The organism is Caballeronia sp. LZ062 (assembly GCF_031450785.1).
Classification (GTDB): domain Bacteria; phylum Pseudomonadota; class Gammaproteobacteria; order Burkholderiales; family Burkholderiaceae; genus Caballeronia.
The window spans coordinates 1,070,739-1,087,237 of sequence record NZ_JARTWB010000001.1 but is presented as its reverse complement, the minus strand read 5'-3'; the positions used below and the strand labels follow the sequence as shown (position 1 = coordinate 1,087,237).

The 16,499-nt window shown below is 60.2% G+C and carries 13 protein-coding genes and 1 tRNA gene; 5 read left to right on the top strand and 9 right to left on the bottom strand.

What is annotated here, in order from left to right; genetic code table 11:
* The first annotated feature begins 25 nt into the window (after nt 1-25).
* Nucleotides 26-370, top strand: a complete 345-nt coding sequence (locus P9239_RS04985; RefSeq protein WP_309749366.1) for a hypothetical protein — start codon at nt 26-28, stop codon at nt 368-370.
* A gap of 93 nt (nt 371-463) precedes the next feature.
* Here P9239_RS04985 and P9239_RS04980 read toward each other — a convergent pair whose 3' ends face one another.
* The gene (locus P9239_RS04980) at nt 464-1,915 is read right to left on the bottom strand and encodes an aldehyde dehydrogenase family protein (RefSeq protein WP_309749365.1); all 1,452 of its coding nucleotides are present in this window, start codon (nt 1,913-1,915) and stop codon (nt 464-466) included.
* 271 nt (nt 1,916-2,186) lie between these two features.
* On the opposite strand from P9239_RS04980, the gene P9239_RS04975 reads away from it, so the two are divergent.
* The gene (locus tag P9239_RS04975; protein WP_309749364.1) at nt 2,187-2,555 is read left to right on the top strand and encodes an RcnB family protein; all 369 of its coding nucleotides are present in this window, start codon (nt 2,187-2,189) and stop codon (nt 2,553-2,555) included.
* Nucleotides 2,556-2,610: 55 nt separating this feature from the next.
* On the opposite strand, the gene P9239_RS04970 is transcribed toward P9239_RS04975, so the two are convergent.
* A complete protein-coding gene (locus P9239_RS04970) occupies nt 2,611-2,970 on the bottom strand; it encodes an H-NS histone family protein (protein ID WP_309749363.1) in 360 nt (119 codons plus the stop codon).
* 753 nt (nt 2,971-3,723) lie between these two features.
* Here P9239_RS04970 and P9239_RS04965 point away from each other — a divergent pair.
* On the top strand, nt 3,724-4,776 hold the full coding sequence (locus P9239_RS04965) for a lipopolysaccharide biosynthesis protein (protein WP_309749628.1): 1,053 nt from the start codon (nt 3,724-3,726) through the stop codon (nt 4,774-4,776).
* A gap of 669 nt (nt 4,777-5,445) precedes the next feature.
* Here the strand turns inward: P9239_RS04965 and P9239_RS04960 are convergent.
* Both P9239_RS04960 and P9239_RS04955 read right to left on the bottom strand, forming a co-directional pair.
* A complete protein-coding gene (locus P9239_RS04960) occupies nt 5,446-6,054 on the bottom strand; it encodes a hypothetical protein (RefSeq protein WP_309749362.1) in 609 nt (202 codons plus the stop codon).
* 422 nt (nt 6,055-6,476) lie between these two features.
* Entirely contained in the window at nt 6,477-7,370 is an 894-nt protein-coding gene (locus P9239_RS04955; RefSeq protein WP_309749361.1) for a zinc ribbon domain-containing protein, read from the bottom strand.
* A 1,365-nt stretch (nt 7,371-8,735) separates the two neighbouring features.
* Here P9239_RS04955 and P9239_RS04950 point away from each other — a divergent pair.
* The gene (locus P9239_RS04950) at nt 8,736-9,647 is read left to right on the top strand and encodes a phosphatase PAP2 family protein (protein ID WP_309749360.1); all 912 of its coding nucleotides are present in this window, start codon (nt 8,736-8,738) and stop codon (nt 9,645-9,647) included.
* Between the two features lie 65 nt (nt 9,648-9,712).
* On the opposite strand, the gene P9239_RS04945 is transcribed toward P9239_RS04950, so the two are convergent.
* Entirely contained in the window at nt 9,713-9,946 is a 234-nt protein-coding gene (locus P9239_RS04945; RefSeq protein ID WP_309749359.1) for a hypothetical protein, read from the bottom strand.
* Nucleotides 9,947-10,414: 468 nt separating this feature from the next.
* On the opposite strand from P9239_RS04945, the gene P9239_RS04940 reads away from it, so the two are divergent.
* Nucleotides 10,415-10,732 (top strand): hypothetical protein, encoded by a 318-nt coding sequence (locus P9239_RS04940; protein WP_309749358.1) that lies wholly within the window; start codon nt 10,415-10,417, stop codon nt 10,730-10,732.
* 544 nt (nt 10,733-11,276) lie between these two features.
* On the opposite strand, the gene P9239_RS04935 is transcribed toward P9239_RS04940, so the two are convergent.
* From P9239_RS04935 to P9239_RS04920, 4 genes are all read right to left on the bottom strand, one after another.
* A tRNA-Ile gene (locus tag P9239_RS04935) sits at nt 11,277-11,353 on the bottom strand.
* A 131-nt stretch (nt 11,354-11,484) separates the two neighbouring features.
* Nucleotides 11,485-13,527 carry an RNA polymerase sigma factor RpoD gene (gene rpoD, locus P9239_RS04930; RefSeq protein ID WP_309749357.1) on the bottom strand — a complete coding sequence of 681 codons (2,043 nt, stop codon included), beginning with the start codon at nt 13,525-13,527 and terminating at the stop codon, nt 11,485-11,487.
* A gap of 418 nt (nt 13,528-13,945) precedes the next feature.
* Nucleotides 13,946-15,829, bottom strand: coding sequence for a DNA primase (dnaG, locus tag P9239_RS04925; protein WP_309749356.1), 1,884 nt, complete (start codon nt 15,827-15,829; stop codon nt 13,946-13,948).
* Nucleotides 15,830-15,850: 21 nt separating this feature from the next.
* On the bottom strand, nt 15,851-16,297 hold the full coding sequence (locus P9239_RS04920; protein ID WP_309749355.1) for a GatB/YqeY domain-containing protein: 447 nt from the start codon (nt 16,295-16,297) through the stop codon (nt 15,851-15,853).
* Nucleotides 16,298-16,499 lie beyond the last annotated feature (202 nt).

Here is a 16,499-nt window from a genome sequence, read left to right as displayed (position 1 = left end):
CCCTGCGGCCACTGAGGAGACGATCATGAGCCAAGCCATGCAAAGCGACGACCGCGAAGTTCTGGTGCAAGTCTGCGCATTCAATACCGCTTTCGAAGAACTCGATCTGATGTTCCGCTGGGACGCGGACACGTATCGCTCGCTGGCATCGGCGGACAGCGACTACGGGAAAATCGCGCAATACATCGGAACGCAGTGTCCGCATCTGCTCAAAGCATATAGCGCCGAGTTTCTTTGCCAGGCCATTGTCGAGCGCAAGAACATGACCATCGAGGCTTGCCGGCAGAACACCGTTCAGTATGAGGACAGCACGCAGCGCGCTCGGCTCTGGCGCTCTCGCGACAAGGAAAGCGCGCAGGCTCGCGTTTGAGTCGATTCAGTTTTCTCTTTGAGGGCGGCTTCGGCCGCCCTTTGCGCATTCCTGCTCGCAAACCACCGCGCCCGGCGCGGCGATCCTGGTCGCTCAAGGCGTCAACGACACCCATACCGCCTTCGGCTCCGTGAAGTTTTCGATGGCCACGTCGCCGTGCTCGCGACCAAAGCCCGAATCGCCGGAACCGCCCCACGGCAGCCGCACGTCCGTATAGCCGTAAGTATTGACCCAGACGGTACCCGCCTTCAGTTCGGCCGCCATGCGATGCACCCGGCCGATATCCGCGCTCCAGACGCCCGCCGCGAGACTGTAAGCGGTGCCGTTGGCGATGCGCAGTGCGTCGGCTTCATCGTCGAAAGGAATGACGCTCGCCACCGGCCCGAAGATTTCTTCCTGCGAGATGCGCATCTCGTGCTGGACGTTCGCGAACACGGTCGGCTCGACGAAGTAGCCGCGCTCGCCCGCGCGCCGTCCGCCTGTCACCAGCGACGCACCCTCGCCCTTGCCGATATCCACATAATCGAGCACGGTCTTCATCTGCTTCGCGGAGATGAGCGGGCCCATGTTCGTCTCGCGTGCCGATGGATCGCCGAGTTTGATCGTTTGCGCGCGCAGCGAAAGGCGTTCGACTACTTCGTCATAGACCGCGCGCTGCGCGAGCACGCGCGACCCCGCCGAGCACACCTGTCCCGCGTTGAAGAAGATGCCCGATGCCGCGGCGCGCACGGCGCTGTCGATGTTTGCATCGGCGAAGATGACGTTGGCCGATTTCCCGCCCAATTCCAGCGTCACACGCTTAAAGTTGCCCGCCGCGCCCTGCAGAATGCCGCGCCCGACCGAAGGCGAACCCGTGAACGTGATCTTGTCGATGCCCGGATGCGCGACCATGGAATCCCCGACCACCGAGCCCTTGCCCGTCACGATATTCAGCACGCCCGGCGGAACGCCCGCCTCGAGCGCGAGCCGGCCGACCATCAGCGCGGAAAGCGGCGTGATTTCGGCGGGCTTGACGATCAAGGTGCAGCCGCACGCCAGCGCGGGCGCGATTTTCCACATGCCAATCATCAGCGGGAAATTCCACGGGACAATGGCGCCGACCACGCCGACCGGCTCGCGCACCGTGTACGTGAGGGCGTCGGGACGCGCGGGCACGACCTGACCGTTGATCTTGTCGCACCAGCCGGCGTAATACGCGAGTGTATCGATGGCCGCGGGCACGTCCTGACGCTGGACGCCGGCAACGGGCTTGCCGGCGTCGAGGCTTTCCAGCGCCGCCAGTTCTTCCTGATTCTCGCGCAGCAGGTCCGCGAGCCGCATGAGAATGCGGCCCCGCTCGGCGGCGCGAATTGCATTCCAGGGTTTCAACGCGGCGCGCGCGGCCTGCACCGCGCGATCCACATCGGCCGACGTGCCCTGCGCGACATAAGCAATCGTGTTTTCAGTTGCCGGATCGAGGTTCGTCGAATATTCGCCGCCGCTCGGCGCGACGGATTCACCGCCAATCAACAACTCGTAGCGCTCCACTTCTGCTTTGCTATCCATGTCCCTCTCCATGCTTTATTAAATCGTTTCATGGTGGGCCAGAATTACGTGCGCCGATAGCAAAACATTTTTATTGTTCTCATTCAGCGTTATGTATGGGCGGATACGGCATTGCGGCGCTTGGCGCTCCGCTGAGTAACGCGAAGTAAGCGTTGCTTACACATTCTCACGGCATCCCGCCGCCTCACCACGTAGAGTGACCGCCTGTTCGCGCCAAGGGACGACGATCCCTGCAAGCGATCGATCATCACTCTACGAGGAGAAGCGTTTCATGAAGAAAGGAATCTTGGTTGCGCTGTTGTCGGCCACACTGGGTCTCTCGGCGGGCGCAAGCTTCGCGCAGCCGTCGCACGGTCCGGATCGCGATCACGGCCCGGACGGCCATCACGCGCCGATGATGCATGGCCACGACGAGCCGCGTCCGCCTGAGCAGGCCGGCCGTGATCGCGGTCATCCTGACTGGCACAAAGGCGATCGCCTGTCGAGCGAATATCGCGATCACCAATATGTGGTCGACGACTGGCGCGGCCACGGCCTGCGTCAGCCGCCGCGCGGCTATCAGTGGGTCGGCGTCGGCGCGGACTATGTGCTCGTCGCTGCTGCGACAGGCTTGATCGCGCAGGTCGTACTGGCGCAGTGATACCGCGTTGAAGCACGCAGATCGGCTTACGCGCAGCCGTCAACGACCTGCGCGCTCAGTCTTCGTCCGCAAAGAGCGACGCCTGCGAAGCCTGTCGCGGCGACAGGTTCGCGGATCGCTCGACCAGGAAGGCGTCGCGGTCCTTGCCCGCAAGCCATTGCGGCGCACGACCGCGCCCGCTCCACGTCGCGCCGCTTGCCGGGTCGCGATACTTGATCGCCACGTCAGGCACAGCCGACTGCGTGCCGGTCTTACGTCCCATCAGTTCGTTCAACGTGATGCCGTATTGACGCATCTTCTCCACGATCTCGATCAGCGCAAGGCGCTCTTCTTTGCGCCGTGCTTCGGCCAGCTCCTTCTCCAGCGACTCTCTTTGCGCCATCAACTCGGCGACTTGCGGACTTCTGTACGTCATATGGGCGATGTGCGTTAAATTCCGCAGCGGCCGGTGCCCCGCCGCAGTGACAAAAAAACGAGAGGCTAACATGTTCCGAGGCAGAGCGAGATATCGGCATCGGTCGTTCGTATGCAATTTTTCTCACGCGGCAGGCATTCCTCGTATCTTTTACCTTGCTTAGTCATGCGAATGGATCGCTGACTGCCTGAAACGCTTTTCCCTCAATGCGTGCGCCGTTTTCACGTGCGATTGATATTTGTTTAGGTTCGCCAACTACTTCACTTTACTCGTCATTCGCGACAGCCATTTTGTTGCGGCTGAGGTTTACATCGAACCGAGAACCAAGTAACCTTTCGCCGCTGTCTCAGTCACCGGCAACGCTTGCCTACTTACGGCATTGCTTCGCATCGAACGAGTAATTCTGACTGCAATCTACTGTTGCAGTTCAGTCTGGACAGAGCGTGATCAAGCCTTGTTCTTGATACGTTTCGGCGAGCCTTCGCCGAGAATGCGCCATAGTCGCGCATACATCAACGTCTTCGACTGCTGTTCATGAGTCGGCAGCGCGTTCCGAAGCATCCGTTTGATCCGCTCGCGGGTTGATTCGGCGCCGCGTTCGCTTATCCGCGCGGGTCCGCTCGCGTTTTCCGTCCGAGCCGTCCATCACGATGGATGCACCATCTCATCGCACTCAATACGGCACGCCATTTAGTACGACTAATAATCATGAAGAAATCGACTCGCCCTTGCCCTTCCATTACTCGCCCTTTCATGTCGCTTAAGCATATTGCGATTGTCGGCGCGGTCACGACGAGCTTGCTGCTTGCAGCTTGCGGCGGGGACAACGGCAGTGCCGTTGACGCAGCGACGGGCAAGAGCAGCACGCTCGCTGCGACGGCCAAAAGCGCAAATACAAGCAGTTCGATCTTCTATGGCATGAACGGCCATAACAACAGCGGCGGTGCGTACGACATCTCCAGTCCTCAAACGCAGCTTTCTCAACTGCACGACCTGGGCGCCACCATCTACCGAAACGAGGTCTATAACCAGGCCTCTGCGAACAAGCTCGCCGGCATTGCACAAATAATGGCTGCGGGTGGCGTCACCGTGTATCCCGTGATGCTGCTGGGCCTCGGATACAGCAACGAGCAGGACGCGTATAACGCGGGCTATACGCTCGGAAAGCAGACGGCCAGTGCATACCACTACAAGTATTACGAGGTCGGCAATGAACTGGAGGCTGCGACGCTGAACGGGAATGTCGACGGCGTCGTCTGGCAACACTACGACAGCCGAAAGTATCAGATCGCCCGAGGCATCATTCGCGGCCTGATCGCGGGCGTCAAATCCGAAGACACCGAGGGAAAGATCGTGCTGGGCGGCACGTGGCTGCACTATGCGTTCTATCAGATGCTTGCCGACGGTTCACAACCTGACGGCACGTGGGGCCATCCGGCCGTTAGCTGGGACATCACGGCATGGCACTGGTATTCCAACGAAGGCGACATCACCAACGCATGCGGTGGCACGGGATGCCATGACGTGCTGGCGGTTCTGCATGAAATGGGCAAACCGATCTGGATCAACGAATTCGGCGTGCGGCCGAGCTTGGGATCGCTCTTTCAGATCGCTTCGTATCTCACCGGCAACGACATGATGTCCCAATATGTGAGCGTGGCGTCCAAATACAACATTCAGTCTATTCAGGCGTATGAGCTTTACGACGATGCGGAAGGCGCGTATGGAATGATGCAAGGTGATGGACATACGCAGAAGCCGGCCTATGCGTCTTTTCGGACTTTCGTGCAGAACCATCCGCGGTGATTTCTGGGCTTGAGCTTGAGGATTCGTGGGATGGGGTTTGAGCGATGTGGTGGTCGCCGCGTCTGTGATGCGTGAAGACGTCTGCTGAAACTATGCCCGGTCTCGCCGGGTCGTTCAAAGAGCAGTGTGAATGGCGAGTGTTGGTGTGGTCTCGCCACAAGACTTACCTTTACAGCACGACGGCTACCTCGCAGGTCGATCGTTCGAACGTCCAGATTCCATTCAGCGAGGCGTACTGGAGCGGAAGAAGTACGTTGTGTCCCGGCGGCCAGTACCTTGCACTGTATAAGCCGGAAGTCTATCGCCATGTTCTCTTTACGGAGCCCGAGCAAGCCGATTGCAGGGGTGTCATCGGCATTGAATCAGTTCGTTGCACGTGTCGCGTTGCGTCACGCGTTTTGATGTGATCAGCAACGTCTGGCGGCGGCGGCCATGGTTCGATGGCCAGCCCTGTTGGTGTTGTTAGCAGCAGCGCAGCGTGCCGCTGGTGTTCGTCGTGCGAATTTCGCTGCGAGTCGGAACGTCGCGCATCTCGTCGGACCGGCCTTCACCCACGAAAATGTTGTTCACGCTCAACGACGCCTTTGCCAATCTCACACGCATCGCTCGATGCGACAGCTCGGCCCAACAGTCGATCGTCACTTATGATGCAGCCGCTTACGGCATCACCTATATCGCAAGACGAACGAAAACGAGGATCGCCCCGATCACCGGCCACATATACATGAAGCACGCGGGGAGGTTAGATGGACTCAGCAGGTCATCAGATCGTAAGTCGGTTTGATGCTGAAGCGGCGGATGCGAACCAAGCTTCTCCTGCGCCAACTCCATTCTTGCCCGTCGTTCCTCGAGCCGTTCGTTTCGTGTTCTGGGGAAATCCATGGACATGTTCGCACGGTCCGGGGAGTACCACCATCGGTCCAGCCGGGCGATGTGCGTCTGTGCATGCAAGAGACCGCGCGAGACGAGTAGCGCGGTTCCGAAGCCAAGGAGGCAGACCAGAATCATCAGAGCAAGCAGCAAGTCGTACGTGCCGCCGTCCTTGCGATCGGGCAGCCACTCTTTGAAAATGACCGCGATTGCGGCAAACGCGACGGTTTGCGACGTCAACAGCCAGGTGAGGCGATGATTGACCAGGGTATTCTCGTGCTCGATGACAAGGCGCAATCGCTTCCAGTCCGCATAGTCTTGGTTCGTTGCCTCATTGAATCCGCAGGCTGCGTCCGTCGTCGACGCGTTCGCTTCCAGGCTCGCCTTCTGAGAGTTCAATTGGTCCATAACGCCTCCTTGATGACAGCAACGGGTTCGCTGCGCTGCGTTCAGTTATAGGCGCTTTTTTCGACCATAGTGCGCTTTTCATCGAAGCGACGGCATATGTCGAACGCTCGTTTCTGATTGGCGGGGAGGCGGACATAACGTCGCTTGATCGCGCGCTAGACCCGTTAAAACCGAGCTTTGATTGATGCTGACCTGCTCCCCGCGTCTATTACGGTGACGGTGTAAGGTCCGTTGCAGAGAGGGAAGCCAATGAAAAAAGCGTTTCTGCCAAACGACAAACCATCGGCTTCCTAAGTACTAACAAGGCTGGCATGAAGTAGGCGGAATGTGCCGCGAGTATGGCTTGCCACGCAGCCACTGCCTGATGCTTCGGCTCCGCCCGTTCGACAAATACCCCAGGATCGGACGGTACAGCGGAACACTTAGGCGCTCGATCGCCCGGCAGCAGGCGCGTCGGGCTGGAACGAGCCTAACGCCGCTGGACTACCGCACGACTGACAAAAGCGGACAAACGCATTCTTGCGGGAATTGCAGGGACCGCACTTATTGAACAAACACATCCCGCAGTGCTGACAGAAATTCTCGTTCAAACTGTCCGCAGGCAGAGCGCGTTCGCAACCAGGGCACACGTTTTTCGCGAGTCTGGCCATGACCATGTCATAACTCAGCGACGCGCGCCGCTGATCTTCGCTCTGCGCTTCGGCGATTCGTTGCTGTTCGCGATAGCGCGTAAGTGCGCGGATGAGGTACTGTCCACCGATCAGCGTACCCACAATACCCACTCCATAGCGGACGTAGCCGCCATAGCCAGGCAAATACGGCACGAGCTCGACAAAGAAGGTGAACGCCGCAAAGACCCCGAATCCATAGACAAACGGCCAATATGCCGAATGACGACGGCGAATCAAAAGCCAGCCCGCAATTAGCAGCAGCGGTAAAGTTACCGCGAGCCGCCAGCCGAACACGCGTAGAGCCTGCTCGCGCAGTGCGACGTCGTATCGACTATTTGCATCATCCTGAAGCTTTCCAAGCCTTTCCTGATCTTCCTTCTCCAGCGCGCTGAGTCGAAGGTCCTGCTGAGTCAGTTCTTCGGCCGCGCGCTGAACTTCGCGCTGATGCGCAATAAGCGCGTCGATCTGTCGAACCCGCTTCGCCACCTCGGGATCGTTCCCGGCGCTTTGCGTCACTTGCCGCGTGGTCGCCCAAGCCCGAAACGATGTCTGCGCCTGCTCAACATCGTGTTCGGCTGCCGTGATCTGCAGGCGCTGCGATTCCATTGCGTCATTGAGCTTGTTGCGCGCGTTGGCTATGGTCACGATACGTCCCGTCGGGCGTCCTGACGTTGACGCGCGCGAGCGACCCGAGCAGCGACTCAAGCGCCGTCAGAAATGCGTCGCGGTTCATGTTTCGGCCGCCGCACGCGAGCCGCAGCGTCAGTTCTCCAGCTGCGCCACCTGTCATAGGAATCAAACGCGCGCTGCCTGACGGGAAAGGACGCGACGCGCTGCTCGCCGCGAAAGCCGATGTCGACGACTGCGTCCGGCGTCACCAGCGCGTTTCCCTCATCGTCGCACACGATCGATTGCGGCGCGTCGCTGGCCCTGTAAGCCGAAGTAATTGAGCCCCTGCAGCGCCTGCGTCACGTCAGTGAGCACGCTCGCCGCCAGCGGTGAACGATTGAGGTCCGGCACACCCGCCTCAGGCGGGACGTTTGGAAAAGGAATCAGAGGCATGCTAGCGCATTTCAATCACGGTTTTCACTGTTTGGACGGAATCGCCCTCGGACCCTCACCTGCGTGTCGGTGCGCAACGTTCGCTTCCTTTTTGCTCCCACGTGCCGCCGCCATACGGTTCCCGGACCGCTACGCTTGTCCTCGAGCTCCGTTGCAAATGCACGAACCAGCGCGCACGTCCGACGGGCCGCCCTTTCCGATGAGCCACCAACGTCGCGGCGAAGGAGCCGATACTATGCAGCCAGCACACGACAGTCAGCTCCACACCGATCATTAGCGATCCGAAATATCGATGCATAATGGCCCGCTGGACTAACTTACAGCCGACTACAAAGACGGATGAATCAAGTAACGTCGCGTTGATCGACCCACCACTGACAATCATGCGCCGCGCGGCGCTTGATCCTCTTAGAATTAAATGCCGGCGCGCGTTAACCGCGTTGGTTTGTTTCTCCGTTTGGAGCTTGAGTGGTTCTGCTATCGGTCAGGACATGGAAGTCTTCCCCTCCGCGTGACTAGTCCACGGTGAGAGAAATCAAGGACAAACTAGCCAAAGCGTTCGAGAGGCTACTTAGAGGAGTGCCTTGCCCTTCCGGAAGCTACTCTCCGTACATCAACAGCAAGTGATCCAGCTCGACTCAATGACCTTCAGCCCCGCGAGAGCGCATTCTGGCAATCGCGCTATTCACATGGCGCCCAGCTATTTGAAGATATCACTGATTAGCGACTTTCCCCCAAACTCGTTTTCAAACCGTTCGAACAGCTAACTGTGACACCCGACGCTCACCAGCATTTCTGCAGAACTGAAGGCTCAACGATAACAGATTCGCCGTTTCATTCACCCACTCAGTTGGAGGGGTTCATGCCAACGCGCGGCAATCTTAGAATGAGCACACGCGCGATAATTGAGCGGAGCGAAGTCAGATTTTGCCGGTGTCCCATGACGCGATGTCGACGACAGGCATCCCACAGCCGTTGATCACGCTTCTTATCTGCGCCAACACATTGAACGTGTACGAAATGAAAACCTGTAGAAACACGACTGTCGCCGCGCTACTCTATGGCGCTTTGCTCGCATCCACTTCGGCCGTTTGGGCTCAGCCGCCCCGCCCTGCTGCAGTCAAGGAACTACGGCCAGGCTACCTAACCGGCTACCTCGCCACCAGCGAACTGCCCGATAGCCTGAGCCTCTTGCCCCCTCCACCGGCAAAAGGCTCGGCGGCAGCAAAGGCGGATCGCGCTTTTGACGATGCCAGCCAGGAGGTTCGCGATTCAAAGCGAATCCGACTGGCGACAGAGGACGCGCAACTGTCCTTTCCCTCGGCGGCCGAATCATTCTCCTGTGCCCTCGGCACACGCATCAACGACGTGGAAACGCCCTTCCTTTATCAGTTGCTGCGTCGCAGTCTAACGGACGTCGGCCTTTCGACTTATCGGGCTAAGAACACTTATAACCGGCCGCGTCCATTCGTCATCGCGGATCAACCGACCTGCACGCCGAGCGAAGAGGCTTCGCTTCGACAGGACGGCTCGTATCCTTCCGGCCATGCCGCAATCGGCTGGGCCTGGGGGCTGATGCTCAGTGAACTGTCGCCGTCCCAATCAGATGCGCTGTTGGCGCGCGGACTGAGTTATGGTGAAAGCCGCGCCATTTGTAATGTGCATTGGATGAGCGATATTGCAGCAGGCCGTCTGATGGGTGCCGCCACCGTAGCCCGACTACATGGCAGCGACGAGTTCATGGCAGACATGAAAGCAGCCAAGAGCGAAATCCAGTCGCAGCGGGCCAAGGGTAATACGCCGACACGCGACTGTGCCGAGGAGGCGGCGGCGCTGGCTGCGAAGATACCGGCTCCATGAGCAACTGGATCCATGCAGCGGCCCGGGCGGCCCTTCCTCAGAACCAAGTTGGTATCGGTCGCCGCTCAGGGTGATGCCGCGTCCAGCCCCGGAATCACGGACCGGCTCACGCACCGGCACTTCGGCTCGCGTCTCTGCCACGCCCACACGCCGTCGAGATACATGCCCTCGCTGATCGTGTAACGCTTGCCGTCGGCGGCCACGTGCGACGGTCGCGGATGCTTGCCGCCGTGGCTGTGCATCCAGATCGCCTCGGTGATGCCCAAGCCCTCCTGACGCACGCGCACGACCGTCTCCATCGCCTTGCAATTATGTCGCGCGCGATGAAAGCGGCACGCGAGCGGGTCGGCGCGTACCGCTCCTGCAGCTTATCCGTCAGACTGCCGCGATCTCGCCCGGTCTGCACGCTGCGCATCACCGCGCCCTCGACGTCGGCAACGTGCTGCGCGGCGATCGACCGGATACGACCGACGTTCTCGCCGATGGTCGCTTGCAGCGCATCGTTGGCTTCGCGCGTCGCGGAGCCCCGTCCGACACACACTATCTGCACGCTCGCGTAGAGGCGCTTCAAATTCATTCCTGTTTCCCTGCTTGGTGGGCGTCGCTTGTCTCGTTTTACGACTACTTAACCAATCCTACCTTGCGGAGTTGTGCGGGTAGCAAGCATTTATGCACGATGATCAACCCAACAACAACGACATTCCGATCCGTAGCAATGCCTTGCGAGGTTGCAACCAAGAACCGGCACTCCACTTCTTGCGGTCCTGTTGAGCGGAAGCCTGCTGATCGTGATGGCGATGTTCGGCTCGCCGGCAAGTGCAACGGCGGTCAGTGGGTTTCTGTACGTCCTGCATTTCATACCGCCGTTGCTTGTGCTCCTGCAACTGCGTCGAAGGGACAGTGCTTCCCCAGCATTTGAGACACCTTTGCCGCAAAGCATTTTGCCATCGGCTTTTGCGATGACGGTGCTGCTGCTCGTCGCAAGTGGTATGAAGGGCATTACTGGCGGGATAATCTGGATTGGCATTGGCGCAGCAGTAACGTGGATGCGCGCGAGAACTTCTCGTCATGAAAACGTGCGATAACGACGCTGGAATGCGTCCCGGCGGTGATTGTCCGTAGAGGCTGCGACGGGCGCCGCCCTCAGCTTATTCTCCGATTCCGTCAGGGTCGGCAGCGGGATTGGACGTGCTACTGTTCGAGCCGTCTGGACGCCCGCGGTAGCCCGCACGGCGTCAGACTAGCTGTCCACCACCGACGATGTACGCGACGGACGTCCACGTGGATTTCTATCCGCAAGTTCGGTCCTATAAGAACCGTCTTGTGAAAGCCGCGTATTCACTGAACCGCCCTCGGTCTTTCTACGCTACACGCAATGCCCGCCCGCTCGTGCCGGCTAATACTCGATTTTCGGCTGGGCTTGTCTTCTGGGGAACGGGGCGTCCACGCAGAAGAGGCTGATGGACTGAAGGTAAGATGGTCGGCGGCGCGCCGCAAAGGTTAACTGGACAAGGCGACGGTTGAAGGCCCGAGTGGACACCGCAACTCACCAGCGTCCCCGAAGTGTCCCTGAAGGCAACCGTCAGCGACCAAACCCCCGCTAACCCTATGATATTTTGAAGTAACTACTGGTGGGCCGGGTGGGACTCGAACCCACTATCGGTCGATTATGAGTCGACAGCTTATACCAGTTAAGCTTCCGGCCCGGGCAAAAACGGAGGGCAAAAAGAAAGCGCCGTGCGGCGCTTTCTGATGCGTCAGAAGGATGCCAAAGGCGACTCTCGAAGGTTTGCGAGTTTGCCTTACAACGTCTCTCAATACAAGCCCGAGACGCGCATCAATTGCCCTCGAGGAACGACTTCAGCTTGTCCGACCGGCTCGGGTGGCGCAGCTTGCGCAATGCCTTTGCCTCGATCTGGCGAATGCGCTCACGGGTCACATCGAACTGCTTGCCTACCTCTTCGAGCGTGTGATCCGTGCTCATTTCGATGCCGAAGCGCATCCGCAGCACCTTCGCCTCGCGCGGTGTCAGCGAGTCGAGCACATCCTTCACGACATCGCGCATGCTCGCATGCAACGCGGCATCCGACGGCGCCACCGTGTTCGTATCTTCGATGAAATCGCCGAGATGCGAGTCGTCGTCGTCGCCGATCGGCGTTTCCATGGAGATCGGCTCCTTCGCGATCTTCATGATTTTGCGGATTTTGTCCTCGGGCATTTCCATCTTCTCGGCAAGCGTAGCCGGGTCGGGCTCCAGACCGGTTTCCTGCAAAATCTGCCGTGAGATACGGTTCATTTTGTTGATCGTCTCGATCATGTGAACCGGAATACGAATGGTGCGCGCCTGGTCCGCAATCGACCGCGTAATAGCCTGGCGAATCCACCACGTCGCGTAAGTCGAAAACTTATAGCCGCGACGATATTCGAATTTGTCCACCGCCTTCATCAGGCCGATATTGCCTTCCTGAATCAGATCGAGAAATTGCAATCCGCGGTTCGTGTATTTCTTCGCAATCGAAATCACGAGACGCAAATTCGCCTCCGTCATTTCGCGCTTCGCCTGACGCGCCTTCAATTCGCCCGCCGCCATCTGGCGATTCGTTTCTTTCAGGTCCTTGAGCGGCAACACGACGCGCGCCTGCAAGTCCAGCAGCCGCTGCTGCTGCTCGCGGATCGCGGGAATGTTGCGCTCGAGCACGGCGCTGTAACCGTGCCCTTCCGCGACGACCTTGTCGGCCCAGTCGAGGTCCGTCTCATTGCCCGGGAAACGGGCGATGAACTCGGCCCGTGGCATGCCGCACTTGTCGACGACCGTATGCAGGATCTGCCGCTCGACCTGACGCACTTCGTCGACCTGAGCGCGCAGCGTGTCGCACAGGCGCTCGACGGTGCGGGCCGTGAAGCGGATCGACATGAGCTCCGTCTGAATGGCTTCCTGCGCCTTCAGGTACGCCTTCGACTTGTAGCCTTCCTTCTCGTAGGCGCGACGCATCTTGTCGAACCACTCGCTGATGAGCGAGAACTTCTCGAGCGACTGGCGCTTCAGCGCCTCGAGTTGAGCGGCGTTTGCGCTCGCTTGCGCGGCGCCGTCATCGTCGTCCTCTTCTTCGTCGCTTTCCTCGTCGGCTTCCTCGTCCTCGGATTCGATCGCCTCGGCTTCCTGTTCGGAGAAGCCGTCGGTGTCTTCCGCGTTCGGGTCGATGAGACCATCGACGAGTTCGTCGACGCGCGTTTCCTCGTTCTGCACGCGTTCGGCCATCGCGAGAATGTCCGCGATGGTCGTCGGGCACGCGGAGATCGCCATGACCATGTGCTTGAGGCCGTCCTCGATGCGCTTCGCGATCTCGATTTCGCCTTCGCGCGTCAGCAGCTCGACCGTGCCCATTTCGCGCATGTACATGCGCACGGGATCGGTCGTGCGGCCGAATTCGGAGTCGACCGTGGACAGCGCGACTTCGGCTTCTTCCTCGACTTCATCGTCGGCGGAGGCGTTCGGCGCGTTGTCGTTCAGAAGCAGCGTCTCGGCGTCGGGCGCCTGTTCGTACACCGCCACGCCCATGTCGTTGAACGTGCTGATGATGCCTTCGATCGCCTCGGTTTCCGTGAAATTGTCCGGAAGGTGATCGTTGATTTCGGCGTACGTGAGGAACCCGCGCTCTTTGCCGAGCTTGATGAGCGCGCGCAGTTTCGAGCGGCGCTCCTCCAGCTCTTCGACGGTGCCGGGCGCGCTCGACGCGAACGCGTCTTTCAGCAGCGCCTTCTCCTTGGCGCGGCGGTCGCGTGCCTTGGCCTTCTCGACCTTCGCCGCAGGTGCGGCGGCAGGCTCTGCGTTTTGCGTTGCGTCGTCTTCGACGGGTACATCGTTCAGCTTTTTCGTCATGGAGTTCGCCATACAGGCTCTAGTCTCGACTCGCGGCTGCCGGACGGCAACCGATGGAACCGTGAATACCCAATGCGCACGTGCCTCACTGCGTGGCTGCGTGCCCTGCCCGGGGCGCTATCGCGGTTCGAGCAACGCGCCCGAACGTGAATCGCTCCTACTCGCAATAGCAGCCGCTACCCTTGCGCCCGTCTGTTCGTCGGCGTGCTTATCCGCCTCTTGTATGTGTCGAGCCTCGCTTTCGCGGCACTTTCGCCGCTTCATCGGGCTTCGATTGCCGATTCAGTCAGCGCCCTTGCAACTCTCGTAACTTCTCTGAAACGTTTCGCACGTCTCGCCGCCACCAAAGTCGACAGCCAGCGCAATCGTACAAATCGTTGAAAAAAAGCAACGAATTTCAACTTTTTATTATAGCAGTTCACCTCCCGCGATCCGGGCTTGCGCCCCGTCCCGCCTTGATCTGCGCGACTTTCGCCGACAGATCCGAGAACTCCGCCACCTCCTCCGCCGAGAGGCTTGCCTGCCGCGCCAGTTGATCGAGCCGCGCACGGTAACTGTCGTGGCGCAGCTTGACGACCGTTGCAAGCAGTTCTTCCGTCAACAGCCGCTTTTGCTCGTCGACGCGCTGCGCAGCGTCTTCGTCGGACGGGTCGCGTAACAGCAAATCCCGCACGTTTTCATCATAGGCGAGAATTTCCTGGAAGATATCCTCGTAGGTCGGTGCATTTGCTGCATTTCTCAAAACGTCCGACAACATCTGAAATTCCGCCGCGCCGCCCAACTCGCGCACATGGCCGAGCACTTCGCTAAACAATTCACCGTGCTCGGTCATGGTCACGAGTGTGCGTTCGCTCTCTTCATCGAGCGATGCCGCGATGCCCGGATACATCACCAGATTGCGCAGCGCCCGCTGCTCCTGGCCCGTCACGCGACGCCGCTCGCTCTTCGGCACCGACGCGCGGGCGACGGCCGCGGCGCGTGAGTCGATGTCGCAAAGCGCCGCAATTTCCGTGAACGGCGTCGCGAGCCGGTCTGCCAGCATATGCAGGATCTGCACCCGCAACGCGTTCGCCGGAAGGGCTTGCAGGAGCGGCTTTGCGTCGAAGAGCGCCTTCGCGCGGCCCTCCGGCTGCTCCAGTTCCTTGTCGTTCAGCACCTCGTTCAAGAGGAATTGCGACAACGGCATAGCGCGATCGACCTGTTCGCCGAAGCCGTCCGTGCCGAATTCGCGCACGTAGCTGTCCGGATCGTGCTCCTTCGGCAGGAAGAGGAACTTGATGGTCCGATTGTCCGCCGCGTGCGGCAGCGCCGCTTCGAGCGCGCGGCGCGCGGCGCGTCGGCCGGCCGAATCGCCGTCGAAGCTGAACACCACGGTGTCGGTCTGCCGGAAGAGCTTTTGCACGTGGATGGGCGTGCACGCCGTCCCCAACGTGGCGACCGCGTTCGCAAAGCCGAGTTGGGCGAGCGCGACGACATCCATATACCCTTCGACGACGAGCGCGTAGCCCAATTCGCGAATGGCGAGGCGCGCTTCGAAGAGGCCGTACAGCTCGCTGCCTTTGCTAAATAGCGGCGTTTCCGGCGAATTCAAATACTTGGGCTCGCCGCCATCCAGCACGCGCCCGCCGAAGCCGATAACGTTGCCCTTCACGTTGCGGATGGGGAACATCACGCGTTCGCGAAAGCGGTCGTAGCGGCGCGGCTGGCCTTGCGCGTCAGTCTTCTCGCTGACGATGACGAGGCCCGCTTCGACGAGATTGTCGTTGCGGTAGTCGGGGAACGCGGCTTCCAGGTTCTGCCAGCCGTCCGGCGCGTAGCCCAGGCCGAAGCGCGCCGCCACCTCCCCGGTCAATCCGCGCTTTTTCAGATACGCGATGGCGTTCGGCGCCGCGCGCAACTGCTTCCTGTAGAAATCGCAGGCCGTCTGCATGACTTCCGTCAGCGCGACGCTCACCGCCTTGCTCGGCGCGCTTTCGCTGCCATAACCGCCGCCGCGGAACGAATTCGACGGCTCCTGCGGCACCGTCAAACCCGCGCCTTGCGCCAGATCCTTCACGGCTTCGGGGAACGTGAGCCCCGTGTGCTCCATGAGAAAGCCGATGGCCGTGCCGTGCGCGCCGCAGCCAAAGCAGTGATAAAACTGCTTCGTCGGACTCACGGTGAACGACGGGCTTTTCTCGTTATGAAACGGGCACAGGCCCATGAAGTTCGCGCCGCCCTTCTTCAACTGGACGTAGCGGCCCACCACGTCGACGATATCGACGCGGTTGAGCAAATCCTGCAGAAATGCGTGAGGAATCACCTGATGAGAGCGCGGAAGCGGTTACTTCGCGAGCGCCGCTTTCACCTGCGCGGAAACGGCGGTCATGTCCGCCTTGCCCGCGAGTTTCGTCTTGAGCACGCCCATGACCTTGCCCATGTCCTGCGGACCGGTGGCGCCCGTCGCGGCGACGGCGGCCTGCACTTCGGCGGCGATCGCATCGGCGGAAAGCTGCTCCGGCATGTACGCGGCGAGCACGGCGAGTTCGGCGTTTTCCTTCGCGACGAGATCGTCGCGGCCCGCCGCCTGAAACTGGCTGACCGAATCCTTGCGCTGCTTGATCATTTTGTCGATGACGGCGGTCACGCCCGCGTCGTCGAGCGTCACGCGATCGTCGACTTCACGCTGCTTGATCGCCGCGAGCAGCAGGCGAATCGTGCCGAGGCGCTCGGTTTCGCGCGCGCGCATGGCAGTCTTCATGTCGTCGTTGATCTGGTCCTTGAGGCTCATCTTTCACCCGGTGCAATTGCGAAAAAGAAATTCCGGCCGACTTGCCGACTGCCTTGCGCCGCGAAAGCAAAAACCCGCTTGGGGAGGTTCCTCAAGCGGGACTGTAAGCGGGCCGTCTGGAGCTTGCAGCGATGCGCGCCGCTGTCGCGTCAGCCAGAGCGAAGAAGCGCGAAAAAAGGCGCGCGGGCTCCTTCGATGACCG